The organism is Clostridium sp. DSM 17811 (assembly GCF_018861905.1).
Classification (GTDB): domain Bacteria; phylum Bacillota; class Clostridia; order Clostridiales; family Clostridiaceae; genus Clostridium_AD; species Clostridium_AD frigoriphilum.
On sequence record NZ_JAHLDU010000006.1, the window covers coordinates 62,938 to 82,246 of the forward strand.

The window sequence follows — 19,309 nt, forward strand, 5'->3', positions numbered from 1 at the left end:
AATGCAAACCTATGCCTATTTAATGTAATTAATAAATATTATATTTGCAATTATTGTATTTATACCTTATCCTAGTATAAAACTAAGTGGAGGCTACTATGGAAATCGATAAAAACGAAGTTTTAAGATATTTAGGTTATAAGAACCAAAAGATAGATAAAAGCATGACAAATTTAATTGATGAATGCACAAGAGAAATAATTGATATAAGCAAAGCTAGTTCAGTCTATGAAATTTTTGATATTGATAAAAAAAATGATTCGCTTTTTCTATTAGGTAGCACTTTAGTTTTAAAAGATAAGGATATAAAAGATCTTCTAATAAACTCCGAGAAGTGCGTCGTTATGGCTGCTACTCTCGGAATGGCTGTGGATAGCAGACTAGCCTACTACTCAAGATTTGATATAACAAAGGGTGTAATCATGGATGCCTGTGCAAGCACAGCAATAGAGTATGTTTGTGATGAACTCCAAGATGAAATCATGAAAAACGCATTAAAAGATAATCTATATATTACAACTAGATATAGTCCAGGTTATGGAGACTTCGCTATTGATAATGGAGTCGAAATACTAAATGTATTGGATGCATATAAAAAGATAGGACTATCTATTACTGAAAATAGCATAATGCTTCCAAGGAAATCTGTAACTGCACTTATAGGTCTTAGTGGGGCTAAAAATTTAAAAAAGCGTACTGGATGCGCAAGTTGTAAAAATGTAGGTTGTGAATTCAGAAAGGATGGTGGATGTTGTGAATAAAAAAATAAATTTTAATGGTTTTTTATTATTTGATGGTGCTATGGGAACAATGCTCCAAAAATATGGAATTAAAAGGGGTGAATTGCCTGAAAGTTATAACATCTTACACCCAGAAATCATAGAAAAAATACATTTAGAATACCTAGGTGTAGGTAGTGATGTCATAACCACCAATACTTTTGGTGCAAATAGATATAAACTTAAAAACACATTATACAGCGTTGAAGATATTGTTGGAAGTGCTGTAAGGATAGCAAGAGGTGCTGCTAAAGATAAACTTGTTGCACTTGATATTGGGCCCATAGGTCAATTGATGGAGCCACTTGGAACATTATCATTTAATGATGCCTATGACACTTTTGCAGAGCAAATTAAAATTGGTGCAAGTGAAGGCGCAGATCTAATACTTATTGAAACAATGTCAGATATTTATGAGGCTAAAGCGGCTATTCTTGCAGCAAAGGAGAATAGTAACCTGCCAGTTATATGTACAATGTCTTATCAGGACAATGGAAGAACATTAACTGGTACAGACCCTCTAACTATGGTTAATGTAATTCAAAGCCTTGGAGTAGACGCTCTTGGGGTAAATTGTTCTCTAGGGCCAAATGAAATGCTTCCAATAATTACAGAAATACTCAAGTACTCAAGCGTTCCAGTTATAGTTCAACCTAATGCAGGTCTTCCTAAACTTAAAGACGGAGAAGCATTTTATGATGTTAATGCACATGAATTTGCACAATACGCAAAAATCATGGCAGAAATGGGTGTTACAATATTCGGTGGTTGCTGCGGCACTACAAGTCAGCACATAAAAGACATATCTGGTATATTAAAAAATTTGAAACCTGTAAAACGTGATGTTAAAAAATTTACAGCGGTTAGTTCACCTTCCTTAACAGTGGTACTTGGAGAAGACATAAGAGTTATTGGTGAGCGAATAAACCCTACAGGCAAAAAAAAGCTTAAAGAAGCATTAAAAAATAATAATCTGGACTATATACTTAAAGAAGGCATAAATCAAAGAGATGCAGGAGCAGATATACTAGATGTTAATGTAGGACTTCCGGAAATTGACGAACTTGCTGTTATGGTTGAAACTATTAAAGAACTACAAAGCATTGTTAATCTTCCACTTCAAATTGATAGTGTACGGCCTGACGTAATTGAAGCAGCAGTTAGAATTTATAATGGAAAACCACTAATAAATTCTGTTAATGGTAAAGATGAAATAATGGACTCAATATTTCCAATAGTTAAAAAATATGGTGCTTGTGTAATAGGGCTCACTATTGAAGAGGATGGTATTCCATCAACAGCTGAAGGTAGACTTAAAGTAGCACAAAAAATTGTTAATAGAGCAGCAGAATACGGAATAGATAGGTCAGATATTATAATAGATTGTCTTGTTTTAACTGCCTCCGCTCAGCAAAGCGAGGTTAAAGAAACTATCCGTGCGGTTCAGCTTGTTAAAAGCACACTAGGGGTTAAGACTACTCTTGGGGTAAGTAATGTATCCTTTGGTTTGCCGCAAAGGGGAATCCTAAATAGAACCTTCCTTGCTGCTGCCTTAACTGCTGGACTTGATGCTCCAATACTTAATCCTCTATCTGAGGATATGATGTCCACAATTAATGCCTTTAACGTTTTATGGAATAATGATATAGCATCAAAAAAATATATAGATGTTTACTCAACCTTTGAGGGAAAACAGACAAGTAAAGAAATCACTACAAATAAAGATTTAAAGAGCATTATTATTGATGGTATGAAGGAAGAAGCTTCAAAAATAACAAAGGAACTCCTAAAAACTATGACTGAAATGGAAGTTGTAAATAACTATTTAATACCATCTCTTGATATCGTGGGTCAAAAATATGAAAGTGGAGAAATATTTCTTCCCCAATTATTACAATCTGCAGAGACAGTAAAAAAATCTTTCCAGATAATTAAAGAAAGAATGATGGCAAGTACAGAGAAAAAGATTAGTAAAGGTACAATCGTTCTTGCAACTGTCCGTGGGGACATTCACGATATTGGTAAAAATATAGTTAAAATTCTACTCGAAAATTATGGATTTGATGTAATAGACCTTGGTAAAGATGTACACGAAGATATTGTCGTCGAGGCAGTACGTAGTGGTAATATTAAATTAGTTGGTTTAAGTGCACTTATGACCACCACTGTTAGAAGCATGGGTGAAACAATAAAAGCGCTTCGTGACAATAATTTGGATTGTACTGTTCTTGTTGGAGGTGCAGTTCTAAATGAAGAGTATGCAAAAATGATAGGCGCAGATTATTATGCAAAAGATGCAACACAAACTGTTAAATTTGCAAGGAAATTATTCAAATGTGAATGATGCTGCAACCTTGCATGCTCTCTCTCCGGCGTAAAATAGAAATAAGCAGAAGGTTTAACACTACCTTCTGCTTATTTCTATATTACAGTTTTAAAAAATTTTCTACTTCCCTTAATTCAGCTTTGAAGAACACATTTTTGTACAGTTTCATTTACTTTTGATATCAATTCTTCTTTTATGATAAATTCAAAACTGTAATCAACTTTAAAAAATGTACTGACTTCAAAATGAATAGTAGTTGGTAATATCCAACTATAACTTTTAACTTTAGACCATTTGTAGAATTTCCCTGATCCATATATTCCATTTTCTCTTATTTCTGAACTATGTGAACCCCTTATTATATTATAAATTGAGATTTCAATCCATAATATAGCCAATAAAATATTATTATAAGTGTTATCCATATAGTAAAGATACCCTAATATACACCAGAAGATAATTAACACAGTCCAAAAGATAGCACTAATGGTAACCCAACGTCTATTTTTGCTTGTGTTTATAATAAGTTTTCCATGTTGGCTTACTATATATAATTTTCTAGACATTATAAAAAAAACAATAATATTCATAATAGGAATTGTTTTTGTGATAGTATCCATTCATATCGCCCCCCCAAATTAATTTTTTCATCAAAAAATACCACTTGTATTATAACATGTTTTTTATATTTTTAAAATACCATTTATTACCATAGTATATATTAGTATTAATACAGTATTATTCATTTTTAAACTTCATGTTTATATTTTTAATATTATATAGAAAAAGTTATTCAATAATTAATAAAAAATTAGAACTATTATTAGCATATCAAATAGTACATAATAAATATACTTCCATAATCTTATGGAGATAAATATAGCATTACCAATAAAAAATAACATGCTAATTATAGTATTAATTAACATGTTATTTAGTATGTTATTTTATCAAAATCACCTCAAAACGAACCCGTTACTTGTAGAATCAGGAGACTTTAGTTAATCAACTCTTCTTAAATCTCGATTTGACCGCTCGCTTTACAACATCAAAAAAACTTAACGAATTAACCATATTATTTGGGTCAACATATTTTCGAATAGCACGAAGCACTCTTTTGGGATCTTTAGAAGAAAAAATGTAGTTAACATTTTTCTTATTTTTAATCGCATATCGTGGAATCCACTTTCCTTTTAGCATTACAGACGCAATAACCTTGTCAACCTCTTCCCAAGGAATTTGAACATTTTTTCGAGAATTACGAGAACAGTAAAACTCAAAACCTTTGTCGCCGATCATAATTTTTCCATAATCTGTAGAACCTGTAAGCCATGTTGCATCAATTACTAAATCCACCTTTGTATTGAGTGATTGAACCATACGATCTACCTCTTTTCTATTTATACACAAATCTATTTCCATTATACGTTCTTTATTTATTACTATTAATTAATAACTCATTGTACTTCTTAACTATAGTATATAATATACCTTCTTAAGATAAAATAATCAAGTGCCGTAAGGCACAACCCTTATAATAAAAAAAACCCAGGCCAAAAGCCCAGGTTGAATAAAATATTACATTAAGCCGATTAAGTGGAAAACAATACCCACTGCGAACAGCCCAAAAATAATTGCAATTGGAGATACTTTCTTCTTAAGCAACCACATACAAAGTAATGTCAATCCTAACCCTGCAATTCCAGGAATCAAAGAATCCAAGTTATTTTGTAGTGTAGTAACCTTATCAGGAGTTAATGACAAACCGCCTTTTTGTTGCAAAAGTGCTTGTTTAATACCTTCTGCTCCAGCAGGAAGTTTGTCCCAAACAATGAAGGCACCCTTAGCTAACTTAACGGTTGATACTACAGGTGTAAATATAACGGTTACCCATCTGTTAACTAATGATCCCAAAATGAACATACCAAGGATGGATGCTCCTTTTGTAACATCTTGTAGTAAATTACCTGATACATCATCAGTAATTTTAGAACCTGCATTGTAACCAAACTCTTGTGTATACCATGTAAATGACATACGAATAGCATTCCAAGCTAAGAAAAAGATAATTGGTCCAAGTATGTTACCAGCCATAGCAAGAGAACCAGCGAGTGCCCCTAAAATCGGTCTAACAGTAAACCAGAACACTGGATCACCAATACCAGCTAAAGGTCCCATCATACCAATTTTAACACCTTGAATAGTTATATCATCGATTGGTAAACCATTTGCACGGTCTTCCTCTAATGCTAATGTTACACCAATGATTGGTGAAGCCACATATGGATGAGTGTTAAAGAACTCCAAGTGACGTTTTAGTGCAGCTGCACGATCTTCTTTAGTCTTATATAATTTTTTGATTGCGGGTATTAATGTATATGCCCAGCCACCGTTTTGCATTCTTTCGTAGTTCCAAGAACCTTGAATGAAAGTTGAACGCCACCAAACAGAAATACGATCTTTTTTTGTTAATTTTAATTTATTTACCATTTTAGTATTCCCCCCCTTTCTTAGTAAGTGTCAATAATATCGCCTAATGGATCACCAGTATTTGAGCTTCCACCATTACCTGAGCCACTTTGTTTAGTAAGCTTTAAGTAAATAAGAGCCACACATACACCGATTGCCCCTAGTCCGATAAGTGTAATTTGTGAAATAGTTGCTAATACAAAACCAATTGCAAAGAATGGCCATACTTCTTTTGTAGCCATCATGTTGATTACCATTGCATAACCAACAGCTACGACCATTCCACCACCGATTGCGAGTCCACCTGTGAGCCATGTAGGCATAGATTCAAGTACTGAACGAATAGGGCCAGCACCAACTGCTAAAATCAAGGCTGCTGGGATTGCAATACGTACACCCTGCATGCAAATAGCAATAATATGCCACATTTCAACTTTTCTGATATCTCCTTGTGCAGCGGCAGCATCCATAAAATGTACAAACACTGTAGCAATTGTACGACAAATAATTGTTAATAATAGCCCTAAAACTGCTAGTGGAACAGCAATAGCGATAGCTGAACCAACTCCTGCTGTGCCTTGGCCACCAAGAACTAGAATAATTGCAGATGCAACAGATGCAAGCGCTGCATCGGGTGCTACGGCAGCACCTATGTTTGCCCAACCTAAAGCAATCATTTGAAGAGTACCACCTAAAATTAGGCATGGTAATAAGTTACCTGTAACTAAGCCGATTAACGTACAAGCAATTACTGGTTGATGGAAATCAAATGCATCCAAGATACCTTCCATACCAGCTAGAAATGCCACGATAACGACTAATATCATTTGGATTATATTTATATCCATGATTATTAATCCCCCTTTTTCATTTAAATAGTTAGATTATTTTAATTTATTTAATTCCGCTTGTGCTTTTTTAAGTATTTCTTCCATATTTCCTTTTGAATCATTTGGAACTTTACGAACATCAAAAGTAAGTCCGGCTTCTTTAAGCTTCTTGAAGGTATCAATATCATCTTGATTGAAAGCAAGTACTTTGTTTGGTTGAACTTTACCTATAGTGTGAGCCATTGAACCAATATTGATTGTCTTAAGTGGTACTCCACCTTCTACTGCGCGAAGTACATCTTGTGGATTTTCAAAAAGAAGCAATGCACGTTGTCCGCCAAACTGTTTATCATTTTTTGCAAGTTTGATCATTTGACTAACTGGAACAACATGAGCTTTAACACCCGGAGGAGCAGCTTGCGTGATCAATTTACTACGAAGTTCATCTTTAGCTACTGCATCTGATACTACAATAATTCTTGTAGGTAACACATCTTTTGACCAAGCAGTTGCTATTTGTCCATGAAGTAAACGAGAATCAATACGAGCTAAAACATATTCGAATGATCCAGGTGCACCTGCACTCGAAATCCCTGCGTTTGCTTTAGAAGATTTACCATTATCTACTGGTTCTAATTCCTCTGGCTTAACTTTAACTCCTTCTTTAGCTGGTTTTAAAATATAAGCCGCAATTTCCTGTGCGGATTCCATTGAAGAACGTGAAGCATAAGCCTCAATCACCATTGGTAGATTCATACCAGCTACGATTGCCCATTTGTCTTTATGTTCTTCAAATAGACTATTCGCTTGATTGAATGGTGTACCACCCCAAAGATCAACTAAGAATAAAACTTCATCTTGGTTGTCAAAGGATGCTATTGCGTCTTTCATTTTTGCTTTAACATCATCAGGGCCTTCACTAGGCATCAATGTAACCGCTTTTACGTTTTCTTGTTCTCCGAAAATCATTGCACCAGATTGCAAGATGCCTTTAGCAAATTCTCCGTGACTAGCAAGAATTATTCCAACCATCTTTTATACCTCCTATTTTTTATTTGTTACAGTAAAATTTATATAAAAGTTTTAAAAAAAACCTGTAACCAAAATTATTGTAGCTCATCACAATCAATCGTAACGATTACAACCAAACCCCATTAAATCTTATAGTTTTGACATTAAATCCACTTTTGAATCTGAATAAATTTTTCTTATTTCTAGTTCAATGCCTTTTTTATTTAATGTTTTGAAAGCTTTAATATCTGTATCATCTACTGATACTACACTAGTTATTTGTTTCTTTCCTTGTTTAAATGACATACCACCAATATTTACACTCTTTATGGCTACTCCGCTTTCAACCATTCTTACAACATCAGTTGGATTAGTGAATAGAAATAGCACTCTATCATCTTTGTATTTAGGAATATTATAAGCTCTTATTGCCTCATCAATTCCTACAACACTTGATTTAATTCCCGGAGGTGCAACTTGCTCCAAAAGTATCTTTCTAATTGGGTCCTTTGTTACATCATCATTACATACAATTATTCTTTGGCATTTTGTGTGTTTTGACCAAATTGTTGCTACTTGACCATGTATTAATCTGTCATCAATTCTTGCAAGCACTATATTCATTGCAAATCATCCTCCTCATCACACTTTCACCTAAGTTGTCTTACTATTACATATAGCAATTATCACGCCAAAACAGTGTATTATTTATTATATTTGTGTTAACTCTTCTAAAATAGCCATTTTTCGTTTCAAATTCTTTTTATTTTTTTTATATTGATACACTTCTTTTATAGTTTTAATACTAACTTTAATTTTTCGCTTATAAAAAAGTGTATCAAAAGAGAAGTGTATCAGCATATTACCCTCTATTCTATCATTTCTGCTAAAAATAATATTTCATCTTCATTTAAGCTTATGTTTATTGCATCTTTAAATACTTTGTTTGCCCCTGTAATAATCTCTACCAAGTGTGAATCTATGTTAGCTTTTTCCCTCTTGTACTTTAACCCATCCTTTATTATCATTCTCTCTAGGGCACAACCTACATGCACCATTATTCTTATTTTGGTTGAATTGTTAAAGCTTATTTTTGTTTTTTCTTCTAAAAGATTTACGAATTGATACAATAATCCTATTATTTTAGAAGGGTTTAAATAAGTTAAAAATTGATTTAAACTGTCTTCACATAGATCCTTAACTACTGTATTTTCATGGCCTTTTTCAATTTTAAAGTTTTTTTTCTGTATTATACTCATTAAAACATTTTCACCATTACCGCTAATTAGCTCTTCAAGGGAGATAAAAGCCGCTTCAATTTTAGGGTTTATTATACCAACAGAAGCTATAATAGTATAGTTATTTTTTATTTTTATTATTTCCTTTTTTATGTCTTTTATGCCTATTGGTAAAATTTCAATTTCTTTTTCATCTGTACTTCTAACAATGTTCTCCACAAGTTCTTTTAGTTTAACTGCAGTCCCCTCGCCAGTTGCGCATATTGTTATTATTGCCTTTTTCTTATTTGTATCGTCTTCATTAATACCTTTCTCTTCTTCCTCAATCTTTGAATATCCTCTAAATTGCTTTAGAGAATTATATAAGGCCTCTAAGTTCATATCTAAAATAGTTGCTTTCCTTATGGCTTCTAATACTAATGAGGTGGTAACCATATCTAGTGTCTTAACCTTTATATCTGTTTTTTCCATTATTATAGACTCAAAGTTAACAAGTGAACCCATATCCACAAGTAATAGGACCCCCTTACCCATGTCTATTTCCCTAACCTTTTCAATAACTTCATCCAACGTTTTAGTAGGACTAACTTCGAGTGGCATATCTATTGCTTCGATTACACCCTCACCTAGAAGCTGCCTTGCCACATTAACCATACTACTTGCTGTGCTGCTCCCATGTGCTGCTACAATTATTGCCACATGCTGATTTGTTTGTTCCTCCGTAATAGAACTGATTAACAATGTAAGATATATAACTTCAATCTTTGGAACAACCACATTATATTTTTTTTCAACCATTCCCTTTACGTCTACTGCAATATTAAATTCTGTACGTTTATCATCTATTATGCCCTCTATATTTTTATACTTAAGATTTTGATGATTACTTAATCTGTTTAAAAATGAACTTAAATGTAGACTTAATGCATATAAAAATCTATCAGTTAGTGTTTTATCAAGCTTTTTTTCAATCATGTCCATTATTTCTTCTGAGAATTCAAGAATATCTTCATCTACTATTTTTAATATTTTACTTCTACCATCCTCATCACTTTTAACCTTGTTATAAAAAGATTTAATATGCACATTAATATCAGTTGTAATAAAATTGTTTATATATTCCTCATCCGCACCTCCTTTTTTAAGTATTGCTGCCTTATCTTCTATTATCTTGTATAAATTAAAAGGTGGATCATAAGGATCTTTTTCAATTAATACACTGTGACCTTCTGGAGTAACTATTAACTTGGAATCTAAATATCCAGATATTTCTTCCATTTCTTTGCGTTTGCCACTTAAATAAAATAATCCACTTTTAATATCTGAAGGCAACGATTTAAAATCTATTTCTATAAAATCCTTATTATTGATACTATTTAAAAAGCCCTTAGCGCAAATAAGTTGGATATTTGATTTCATCTGACCAATATTTCCATAAGATGTGCTTCCAATAATTGCTTTCACTGCTTCATCCTCAATTTTTATTACTTTATTTACTCTATGTGCCTCATTGGCTAATAAAAATTTGATAAAATCAACTTTATCACTGGCTGTCCTTTTATCAAAGTTGGGAATAGTTATAATTATGGGTATTCTTCTTACAAATGTCTTTAGTAGTGATGAATTGGGATCCTCCGTAGTGGCCCCAATTATTAAAACACAGGATTTTCTGTTTCTCTCTGTCTCACCTAATCTATTAAACATACCTGTATCCATAAAATAAAACAACATTTCCTGTCCTTCTGGTGGTAATCTGTGTATTTCATCTAGAAATAGTATACCTGTATCTGCTTTTTCAACAATTCCAGCCTTTTCGCTATCAGCACCCGTGTATGCTCCTTTAATATGTCCAAACAGATGTGAGATTAAAAGTTGAGGATTGTTATAATAATCAGCACAATTAAATACTATAAATGGTGATTTTTCATCCAATTTTTTCGAATACTTTGCTTGTTTGTACATCATATTTGCAAATAAGGTTTTACCAACTCCTGTTTGACCAACAATTAATGTGTGCAAACCATTTGGAGGATAAAGTATTGCAGCTTTCGCCTGTTCAATTTGATTTTTAAGACTAGTTTGTGCTCCAATAAGTTTATCAAAAGGACATTCTTCCTTACTAGTTTCATTTTTTTCAAGGAATAATTCATTTAAATTTTTTACTTCTAATGGCCCAACTGGTAACTTTTTATTCAAAATTCTTTCTAAACAAGCATTATCAACGTATAACACAGGTCTAGATTTTATTTTTATTATTCTATCTTGTCTAAGCAATTCATTTAATTCCATACTTACGTTATTTCTTAAAATATCTAAACTCTGAGATATTTCAGTTGCGCTAAAACCGATTTTCTCCTCTAAGTTTTCACGATTAAATTTTTCTGTTTTTCTAGCAATATACGCATAGATTTTTTCGCTTCTCTTCACATTATCACTCCCAAAGATTAATATACTTAATACACTTAATACATTTAATACACTTCCCTTATTATAAACTGTATTGAAATGAATATTCAAGTTTTAAGTGTAAAAAAAAAGCTTCTTAGCATCAATTTTTTAATTTCAATGCTAAAAAGTGTCAATTTAAATTATTAAGTATGAATTTGTTTATAGATTGGTTGTACTCTGAATAAACTCTTCTTTTATCTTTGAAAGCAAATCTCTATTCGTAATAACATCATATCCTGTTAGAGCTAGCGCTGTAGCCCCTATAATTAAAGCATTATGTGCCTGCTTTGTTATTGTCGCTTTAGCCATTTCCTTTGTATGTAAACTTAAGTTTGGATTACCTATTCCAAGTAGCGGATGAATTGACGGCACAATATAGCTTACATTTCCCATATCTAAAGATCCAATATTTTCTGGTGGGTTAATATCTGTTATACCAAGACTTCTCAAATTATCATTAAATGTCTCAGACAGATTTTCATTTGTGTTCATATCATCAAATGGCGATTCATATAAACTAACTTCAAGAGTTGCCCCAGTCATAAGTGCTGCTCCGCTCGCAATATTTTTCACCTTTTGAATTACTTCCTTCAAGTAACTTTTCTTAAGAGCCCTTACATAAAATTTTGCAACTGCTCTACCTGGTACTATGTTTGCAGCGATGCCACCTTCACTTATAATCCCATGGATCCTTACATCAGACGTTACATGTTGCCTTATAGCATTTACACCATTAAACATTAATATAACAGCATCCAAAGCATTAATTCCTTTTTCAGGCGAACTTGATGCATGACTAGACTTCCCAGTAAATTCAAACTGTAGTGCTTCCATTGCAAGTGACGGCCCACTTTTACATGTTTTACCATACGGATGCATTATCATAGCAACATCAACATTGTCAAATACACCTTGCTTTGCCATGTCACTTTTCGCACCATTTGTTTCCTCAGCAGGAGTTCCATAAACCTCTATTTTCCCACCTACTTCCCTTAATACCTTACTTAAACCTATCGCCGCACCAATACTAATTGTGCCAATCATATCGTGACCACACCCGTGTCCTATTTCTGGCAGTGCATCATATTCACATAAAAAAGCAATAGTCGGCCCTTTTTTATTACTGTCATATACTGCTTTAAATGCAGTTTTTCTATTTGCTATTCCAGCTTCAACTTTAAACGAATATTCCGATAATAAAGATGTTAATTTGTAAACAGACTTAAATTCTTCATTACCTAATTCAGGATTAAAATAAATGTAATCATTTATTTCACATAGTTTTTCTTTTATACTATTAACTTGCTTAATAATTTTGTCTTTCATTTATTTGTACTCCTTTTTACAAAAACAACTAACAAATTGTTAGTTGTTTTGTTTTGTTCATCTTATAATATTAATTAAATGATTCTATTCTTATTATGCTTTCTATTTCATTAACATTTTCTAGTTCTTTTATTTTCTTAAGTGACTCTCTTATATTTCTTTCTGTACTTTTATGTGTAATAAATGCTAGTAATACATACTCTTTATGAACTACATCTTGAGTAAGAGATGTGATGCTAACATTATTTTTTCCAAATATTTTCGCTGTATCGCCTAAAACTCCGGCCCTATCTTTAACATTAAGCCTTATATAAAATTCTGATTCGTTTTCATCCGAGTTTTTCACTTCTTTAAAATCTTCCTCACCACTAATAGCCTTTAAATCAGAAGGCTTTACATTATTTCGAAGTATAGATATTATATCGCCTACAACCGCACTACCAGTTGGCAAATCTCCTGCTCCTTTTCCGTATAACATTAGTTCTCCAACTGCATTTCCTTTTATTAAGATCGCATTAAACGCATCATTTACATTTGCCATTGGGTGGTTTGATGGTATTAACGTTGGATGTACTCTAAGCTCTAACTTATTATTTTCTTCCTTAGCTATTGCTAAAAGTTTTATTGTATAACCGAACTTTTGCGCATATTCTATATCTACAGCACTTATATTTCTTATACCTTCCCTATAAATACAATCATGATCAACCTTAGTTCCAAATGCTAGCGAAGCCATTATAGCAAGCTTATATACAGCATCAAAGCCATCAACATCAGATGTTGGATCGGCCTCAGCATACCCCTTATCTTGAGCCTCTTTTAATGCCTCATCAAAACTAATTCCGTCGTTTGTCATTTTACTTAATATATAATTAGTTGTTCCATTTATAATTCCAATTATCTGTTCAATTCTGTTAGCTGTAAGACTCTCATTAATTTCTCGTATTATTGGTATTCCACCAGCCACACTTGCCTCATAATAAAACAGGACATTTTCTTCTTCTGCTATTTTAAATAACTCTTCGCCCCAGTTTGCAACAACTAATTTATTTGCAGTTACGATATGTTTTTTAGCTTTCATAGCTCTTATCATATATTCCTTAGCCTGCCCACGTCCACCAATAAGTTCAACTACAATTTTTATACTATCGTCATTAATAATATCATCAATATTATTTGTTAATACACCCTTAGGCAATTCAATTTCTCTCTTCTTACTTATGTCACTGACTAGTATTTTAGCTACCTCTATATCATAATTTGACCGTTTCATTATTTCTTTCCGGTTTTCTTGTAATATCTTCCATACGCCTGTTCCAACATTTCCAAAACCTAAAATTGCTATCTTTACCTTTTCCATATTAATTTCCTCCTTAAATATAACTTCCTCATTCAATGATTTAATTTTCGAATGCCTTATACACTGCCCTTATTGCCCTTTCGAAATCTTCGTTTTCTACGCCAACAATTATGCTCATCTCACTGGACCCTTGATTTATCATTCTAATATTTATATTATCTTTTTCTAATGAACTAAATACTCTAGCAGATATCCCCTTGGTCTTTATCATTCCCTCTCCAACAACTGCTATCAATGCCATATTAGGATGTACTATTATTGAATCTGGATTACACTGTTTTTCAATCTCTTCTAATATTTTATCAATTTTATTTTCCAGTTCAGAATCATCAATTACTAGTGAAATGGAATCTATCCCTGATGGCATATGCTCAAATGCTACACAATTACTTTCAAGAACTGTAAGAACCCTTCTACAATATCCTATATCTTTATCCATAAGTGTCTTTTCTATAGCAATTACTGTAAAATCTTTTTTTCCTGCTATACCTGTAATATTACCAGATTTCACTTCTATTTTATCATTTAAAATAAAGGTTCCCTTTTCTTCTGGTTTGTTAGTGTTTTTTATATTTATCGGAATTCCCTCATTCTTAACAGGAAAAACTGCTTCTTCATGAAAAACATGTGCCCCCATATATGATAATTCCCTAAGTTCTTTATATGTTACCTCTTTAATAGGTTTAGGATTATTAACAATGCTTGGATCTGCCATTAAGAAACCTGACACATCAGTCCAATTTTCATAAACTACTGCCCCTACCCCCTTAGCAATTATTGCCCCAGTAATGTCAGAACCACCTCTTGAAAAGGTTCTTATCTTTCCATCACTAGACGCGCCATAAAATCCTGGAATTACCGCTTTCTTAACTTTTGCTAATCTAATATCTATAGACGCGTATGTTGCTTTTTCATCTAATCGTCCATCTTTTGTAAAAACAATAAGCTCAGCAGCATCAACAAATTCATACCCCAAATATTCAGCAAGCATTAATGCATTTAAATATTCTCCCCTACTTGCAACATAGTCTTCTGAAGCACCATCAATTATTTTTTCCTTAAGGATCCTTAAATATTCTAACATATTAATGGAAAGATTTAATTCACTACACAAACTAATATATCTTTCTTCAATTAATTTGAACAATTCATCGAATGGCAGAGATTTTTCAACATGTTGATGACACAAATACAAAAGATCTGTAATTTTATAATCACTTTTACTTCTCTTACCTGGAGCTGAAGGTACAATATAACACCTCATATCATCTGATAAAACAATGTTTTTTACTTTTTTAAATTGTCCGCTATCACATAATGAACTCCCACCAAATTTTGAAACTTTAACTTGCATAATTTTTACCCCCTACTGTCTTAATTTAAAAAGTTATGAATTACAACTTATAGAAGGCAATCCTATATTACCTTTTATAAAAAAGTCCATTAGCTTATAGCATACTTGAACTTATTTTATAACTATATTAACATCATAAATTAGTATTGAATTAATTATACTCGTTTTTTCTAAAATGTCACATAATTTTTACGTCTTTTGGCGAAATATTCTGTTTTTATTGGTTTTTTTGATTTTAATTTCAAATTAATTATATGAAAAGCTCATATTTGTTAATAATTTAAAATGAAATCACGCTTTACTTTAACAAAAAAAGCTGCAAAGTAACACTTCACAGCTTTTTCATTTATTTAATTATAACATTATATATATTTACTGGATATGAAATTCACCAATTTATTGTGCTTGTTTTAGTAACTCAGTTGGTTTCATACCTTTTATCATTAATTTTATAATAGTAGCTTTTATCTCATTATATTTATTAAAGATAATTTCAGCTTTTTCAATATCATGATATACCTTCCAATAACCAACCATTTTACACTTCTCATTTGGACAGTCAACAAAAGATACTACATCCTCTAACGGATATCCCAAAAAGATTCCAATCTCATGAGGACACATTTTCTGGAATCTTTTCCCTAATAATATTAAACACTGTTTTATATTCATATTTTCAGTGTATCCAAACCTTTTTAGAAATAACATGTTTTTATTATCTTTTATACTTACCTCCATTTTTTCCTTATTATAAAATAATACAAATGTATTTGTTGTATCTTTTTTTAATTCAAAGTAATCAATATCTAGTTTTTCTTTCACTTCATTTTTATATTTTTCCCATATGTTGTTTAAGTTTCTATTACTATTACTAAAATTAATTAAAGAGGATATCTTATGTTTTTTTATAGTTGGTGCCGCATTTCGTATTATTACTGAAAACAAATACTCCAAATCATTATACTCATTTACAATAGAGAGTAATCCTTTTAACTCTTCTAATCCCATAAACATCCTCCATTAATTTTATTTTAAATCTTTTTATCCTTTTGCTAAAAGTTCACCGATTTCCATGCACTTTTCAATGCCTTCTTTATCAGCATCATTATTAATTATAAGTCCATCTGCTATAAGCTTTGCACCATACCCTTCCATTCTTTCTTGCCAATTATCCATCCATTCTCCACTACCCCATCCGTAAGAACCAAATAGTAATGTACTTTTACCTGCTACAATACTAGCAATCGATTCAATAAATGGTTCCATTTCACCTTCTTCAATTTGCTCTGAACCCATAGATGGGCATCCCAAAGCCACAGCATCTGCATTTATTACATCCTCCGCTTTTGCATCAAATACATTAATTAATCTAACATTAACATCTTCAACTTTTTTTGCACCATCTACAATCCCCTCAGCCATAACCTCTGTATTCCCTGTTCCACTCCAATAAATAACTACTACATTTTTCATATTCTTTTCCTCCTCATATATAATTTTATGTACATTTTTTAAAATTCATTTTATATTATTTTGTATTGATATTGATTATCGTTCTTATTTATATTATAATAGTTTTATATTATATTTATTTAACATTATTACTATGTTTTTTTAAAATATTAAGGAGATATTATGAAAAATTTACTCAATCACACAGACCTTGCTTTAAACATCGGAAATGACAACTTAGAAACTTCAATTAACATATACACAAACAAGATAAATGTTTTTTTATCTTCATCAAATAACACAAATGAATTAAAAAAATTACTCTATTCAATTAATATCTTTATATACACCTATTTTTGCAATAACCCTTCAATAAACCTGGAGGATTTATGTTATCAAAATCTTAAGCTTATGGATACTCATCATATGAAAGATGACTTAATTTCCGTAGGAAAACAAATAATTAAAAGCTATATTGAAATTTTGCATAAGGGTAAACCAATATCTGAGAATAAAATCATAAAACATGCTTTGAGCTACATTCACTCAAATATTGAAAAAAAGATAACTCTAGAAAAAGTTGCAAACCATGTTCATATCAGTAGCAACTATTTGTGTTATCTTTTTAAAGAGAGTACTGGATTCAAATTTTGCGAGTACATAAATATATGTAGAACTAATGCAGCAAAAGATTTCTTAGACAACACTTCTTATCCATTAGAAATGATTTCTTTTAAATCTGGATTTAATAGTCAAAGTCATTTTTGCACCACTTTCAAAAAATATCTGGGTGTCTCTCCTAATGGATTTAGAAAAAGGGAACATTAATTATCCTCTCAATTTAAAAAAATGGTGCAGATTTTATTCTACACCATTTTGATCTGATTTAATTTCAGGTTCTACATGGACCACTGCTTCAGTAATGTCAAGCTCACTTCTCAATTTTCCTTCAATTTCTTCCGTGATATTGTGGCCTTCAACTACACTTAAGTCTGCACTAACTACTACTATTATATCAAGAAAAACATTGTTTCCATTAATGCGAGCCCTGACATCCTTAACCTTTTTAACTCTTGGAACCTCATTTATGCATTCAATTATATTATCTAATTGTTTTTTATCGAAACCATCTGTTAAGTTAAGCGTTGCCTCCCTTAAGATATCCCAACCAGTCTTTACAATTAATATGCCAACTAGAACTGCAGCTAATGGATCTACCCAAGGCAATCCAAATTGAGAAGCAATAATACCTACAGCTGTACCTATACCAACCCAGGCATCTGAAAGATTATCTTTAGCCGCAGCCATAAGCCCTGAACTATTTATTTGAATAGCAATTTTTTTATTATATCGGTAGACAAAATATATTGCTACAGCACAAACAATACCAACTATAGCTGCCCTTAAGTCTGGAACCTGCGCTTTAAAGAAGATAATAGAATTGGCTGCATTATATAAAACATCCAGACCTACCACTATCATAATTAAGGAGGCAATAAGTGATGCCATAGTCTCTGCTCTAAAATGACCATATAGATGATCATCATCAGCAGGCTTTCGCGATATTTTTAATCCAATTAATACAGCTAGTGAAGAAACTATATCCGTTGTATTATTTAGTCCATCTGCCGTTAGACCCTTTGAACTAGATAAATATCCAATTCCTAGCTTTAATGCAGAAAGTACTATGTACGCAAGAATGCTTATACGAGCGCCTCTTTCTGCAATTTTTAAATTATTATATTTTTCTTCCATGTTTTCCACTCCTAGATTTATATACTATTTTACAAAATGATATTATTGTCTATTTCAACGTATTTTCCCACTTATTCCACTCTTGTTTTCATCCTATTTTTATGCTTGTCATAGACATAGAACTATGTTGTATACCCTTATATATAAAATTAACTTCATCTTCTTCATCCTGTATTCCAGCTATATAGAGTAATGGTAAATAGTGTTCCTTTGTAGGTACAGATAACTTGGCACTTTTCCCTGTTTTTTGATAATTTATAATATTATCATGCTTTCTATTTACAATAGCATCACAAATATAATTATCAAATTCAGACGCCCATTCAAATGGAGTTGCATTCATATCATAGTCCATTATTCCTAAATTATGTACAATATCTCCACTTCCTATTATTAAAATTCCTTTTTCACGAAGTTTCGAAAGTTTTCTACCAAGATCATAGTGATACTGTTCATCCCCTAATTTATTCAGACTCATTTGAAATACTGGTATATCAGCCTTAGGATATAAATGCGATAGTACAGCCCACGCACCATGGTCCAGTCCCCATTTTTCTGTTAGTATTACATGAGAATCCTTAAGTTCCTCAGCTACAATCTGTGCATATTTTTTAGATCCAGTAGGCTTATATTTAAGATTATACAGTTCATCTGGAAAACCATAAAAATCATAAATCTGCTCAGGCTCATCTGATGATGTAATAAATGTACCCTCAGTCTCCCAATGGGCCGAGATTACTAAAATAGCTTCTGGCTTTGGTATATTTTGAGTTGATTGACGTATAGCCTCTGTATATTCATTATTTAATACTGCATTCATAGGACTACCGTGACCAATAAATAATACTGGCATTTTTTTATTCATTATAAATTACCCCCTATTTGTATACTAAAAAACGAGACCCTTAACATAATTCAAAAGAATTATGTTAAAAGTCTCGTTACCCTTAAGGTCATAAAG

Annotated in this window: 17 protein-coding genes; 3 read left to right on the plus strand and 14 right to left on the minus strand. The window is 31.9% G+C overall.

The features are described from left to right. Positions 1 to 98: 98 nt before the first annotated feature. Entirely contained in the window at positions 99 to 761 is a 663-nt protein-coding gene (locus KPL44_RS09625; RefSeq protein ID WP_216249150.1) for a vitamin B12 dependent-methionine synthase activation domain-containing protein, read from the plus strand. Beyond that, positions 742 to 3,123 carry a homocysteine S-methyltransferase family protein gene (locus KPL44_RS09630; protein WP_216249503.1) on the plus strand — a complete coding sequence of 794 codons (2,382 nt, stop codon included), beginning with the start codon at positions 742 to 744 and terminating at the stop codon, positions 3,121 to 3,123. Before KPL44_RS09625 ends, KPL44_RS09630 begins: the two co-directional genes overlap by 20 nt. A gap of 116 nt (positions 3,124 to 3,239) precedes the next feature. Here the strand turns inward: KPL44_RS09630 and KPL44_RS09635 are convergent, their stop codons facing one another. The 12 genes from KPL44_RS09635 to KPL44_RS09690 form a co-directional block, all read right to left on the minus strand. Continuing rightward, complete coding sequence (locus KPL44_RS09635; RefSeq protein ID WP_216249165.1) at positions 3,240 to 3,725, minus strand: hypothetical protein; 486 nt, start codon at positions 3,723 to 3,725, stop codon at positions 3,240 to 3,242. Positions 3,726 to 4,110: 385 nt separating this feature from the next. Next, positions 4,111 to 4,485, minus strand: coding sequence for a DUF956 family protein (locus KPL44_RS09640; protein WP_216249505.1), 375 nt, complete (start codon positions 4,483 to 4,485; stop codon positions 4,111 to 4,113). A gap of 198 nt (positions 4,486 to 4,683) precedes the next feature. After that, positions 4,684 to 5,595 carry a PTS system mannose/fructose/sorbose family transporter subunit IID gene (locus tag KPL44_RS09645; protein ID WP_216249168.1) on the minus strand — a complete coding sequence of 304 codons (912 nt, stop codon included), beginning with the start codon at positions 5,593 to 5,595 and terminating at the stop codon, positions 4,684 to 4,686. Positions 5,596 to 5,615: 20 nt separating this feature from the next. Next, positions 5,616 to 6,422, minus strand: coding sequence for a PTS mannose/fructose/sorbose transporter subunit IIC (locus tag KPL44_RS09650; protein WP_216249172.1), 807 nt, complete (start codon positions 6,420 to 6,422; stop codon positions 5,616 to 5,618). Between the two features lie 36 nt (positions 6,423 to 6,458). Further along, positions 6,459 to 7,436: a mannose/fructose/sorbose PTS transporter subunit IIA gene (locus KPL44_RS09655; RefSeq protein WP_216249175.1), complete on the minus strand. Its 978-nt coding sequence runs from the start codon at positions 7,434 to 7,436 to the stop codon at positions 6,459 to 6,461. Between the two features lie 129 nt (positions 7,437 to 7,565). After that, a complete protein-coding gene (locus KPL44_RS09660) occupies positions 7,566 to 8,039 on the minus strand; it encodes a mannose/fructose/sorbose PTS transporter subunit IIB (RefSeq protein WP_216249179.1) in 474 nt (157 codons plus the stop codon). A gap of 245 nt (positions 8,040 to 8,284) precedes the next feature. Then, positions 8,285 to 11,080, minus strand: a complete 2,796-nt coding sequence (locus tag KPL44_RS09665; protein WP_216249184.1) for a sigma 54-interacting transcriptional regulator — start codon at positions 11,078 to 11,080, stop codon at positions 8,285 to 8,287. 180 nt (positions 11,081 to 11,260) lie between these two features. Next, a complete protein-coding gene (locus KPL44_RS09670; protein WP_216249188.1) occupies positions 11,261 to 12,427 on the minus strand; it encodes a M20 family metallopeptidase in 1,167 nt (388 codons plus the stop codon). A 70-nt stretch (positions 12,428 to 12,497) separates the two neighbouring features. Next, positions 12,498 to 13,787, minus strand: a complete 1,290-nt coding sequence (locus KPL44_RS09675) for a homoserine dehydrogenase (protein WP_216249191.1) — start codon at positions 13,785 to 13,787, stop codon at positions 12,498 to 12,500. 40 nt (positions 13,788 to 13,827) lie between these two features. Further along, complete coding sequence (locus tag KPL44_RS09680) at positions 13,828 to 15,141, minus strand: aspartate kinase (RefSeq protein ID WP_253201705.1); 1,314 nt, start codon at positions 15,139 to 15,141, stop codon at positions 13,828 to 13,830. A 396-nt stretch (positions 15,142 to 15,537) separates the two neighbouring features. Next, on the minus strand, positions 15,538 to 16,149 hold the full coding sequence (locus KPL44_RS09685; RefSeq protein WP_216249193.1) for a DUF3793 family protein: 612 nt from the start codon (positions 16,147 to 16,149) through the stop codon (positions 15,538 to 15,540). Between the two features lie 33 nt (positions 16,150 to 16,182). Then, positions 16,183 to 16,614 (minus strand): flavodoxin, encoded by a 432-nt coding sequence (locus KPL44_RS09690; RefSeq protein ID WP_216249195.1) that lies wholly within the window; start codon positions 16,612 to 16,614, stop codon positions 16,183 to 16,185. A 162-nt stretch (positions 16,615 to 16,776) separates the two neighbouring features. On the opposite strand from KPL44_RS09690, the gene KPL44_RS09695 reads away from it, so the two are divergent. Next, positions 16,777 to 17,421, plus strand: coding sequence for a helix-turn-helix transcriptional regulator (locus tag KPL44_RS09695; RefSeq protein ID WP_216249197.1), 645 nt, complete (start codon positions 16,777 to 16,779; stop codon positions 17,419 to 17,421). Positions 17,422 to 17,454: 33 nt separating this feature from the next. On the opposite strand, the gene KPL44_RS09700 is transcribed toward KPL44_RS09695, so the two are convergent. After that, the gene (locus KPL44_RS09700; protein WP_216249198.1) at positions 17,455 to 18,348 is read right to left on the minus strand and encodes a cation diffusion facilitator family transporter; all 894 of its coding nucleotides are present in this window, start codon (positions 18,346 to 18,348) and stop codon (positions 17,455 to 17,457) included. 88 nt (positions 18,349 to 18,436) lie between these two features. Then, entirely contained in the window at positions 18,437 to 19,213 is a 777-nt protein-coding gene (gene ygiD, locus KPL44_RS09705) for a 4,5-DOPA dioxygenase extradiol (protein ID WP_216249200.1), read from the minus strand. Between the last annotated feature and the right edge of the window lie 96 nt (positions 19,214 to 19,309).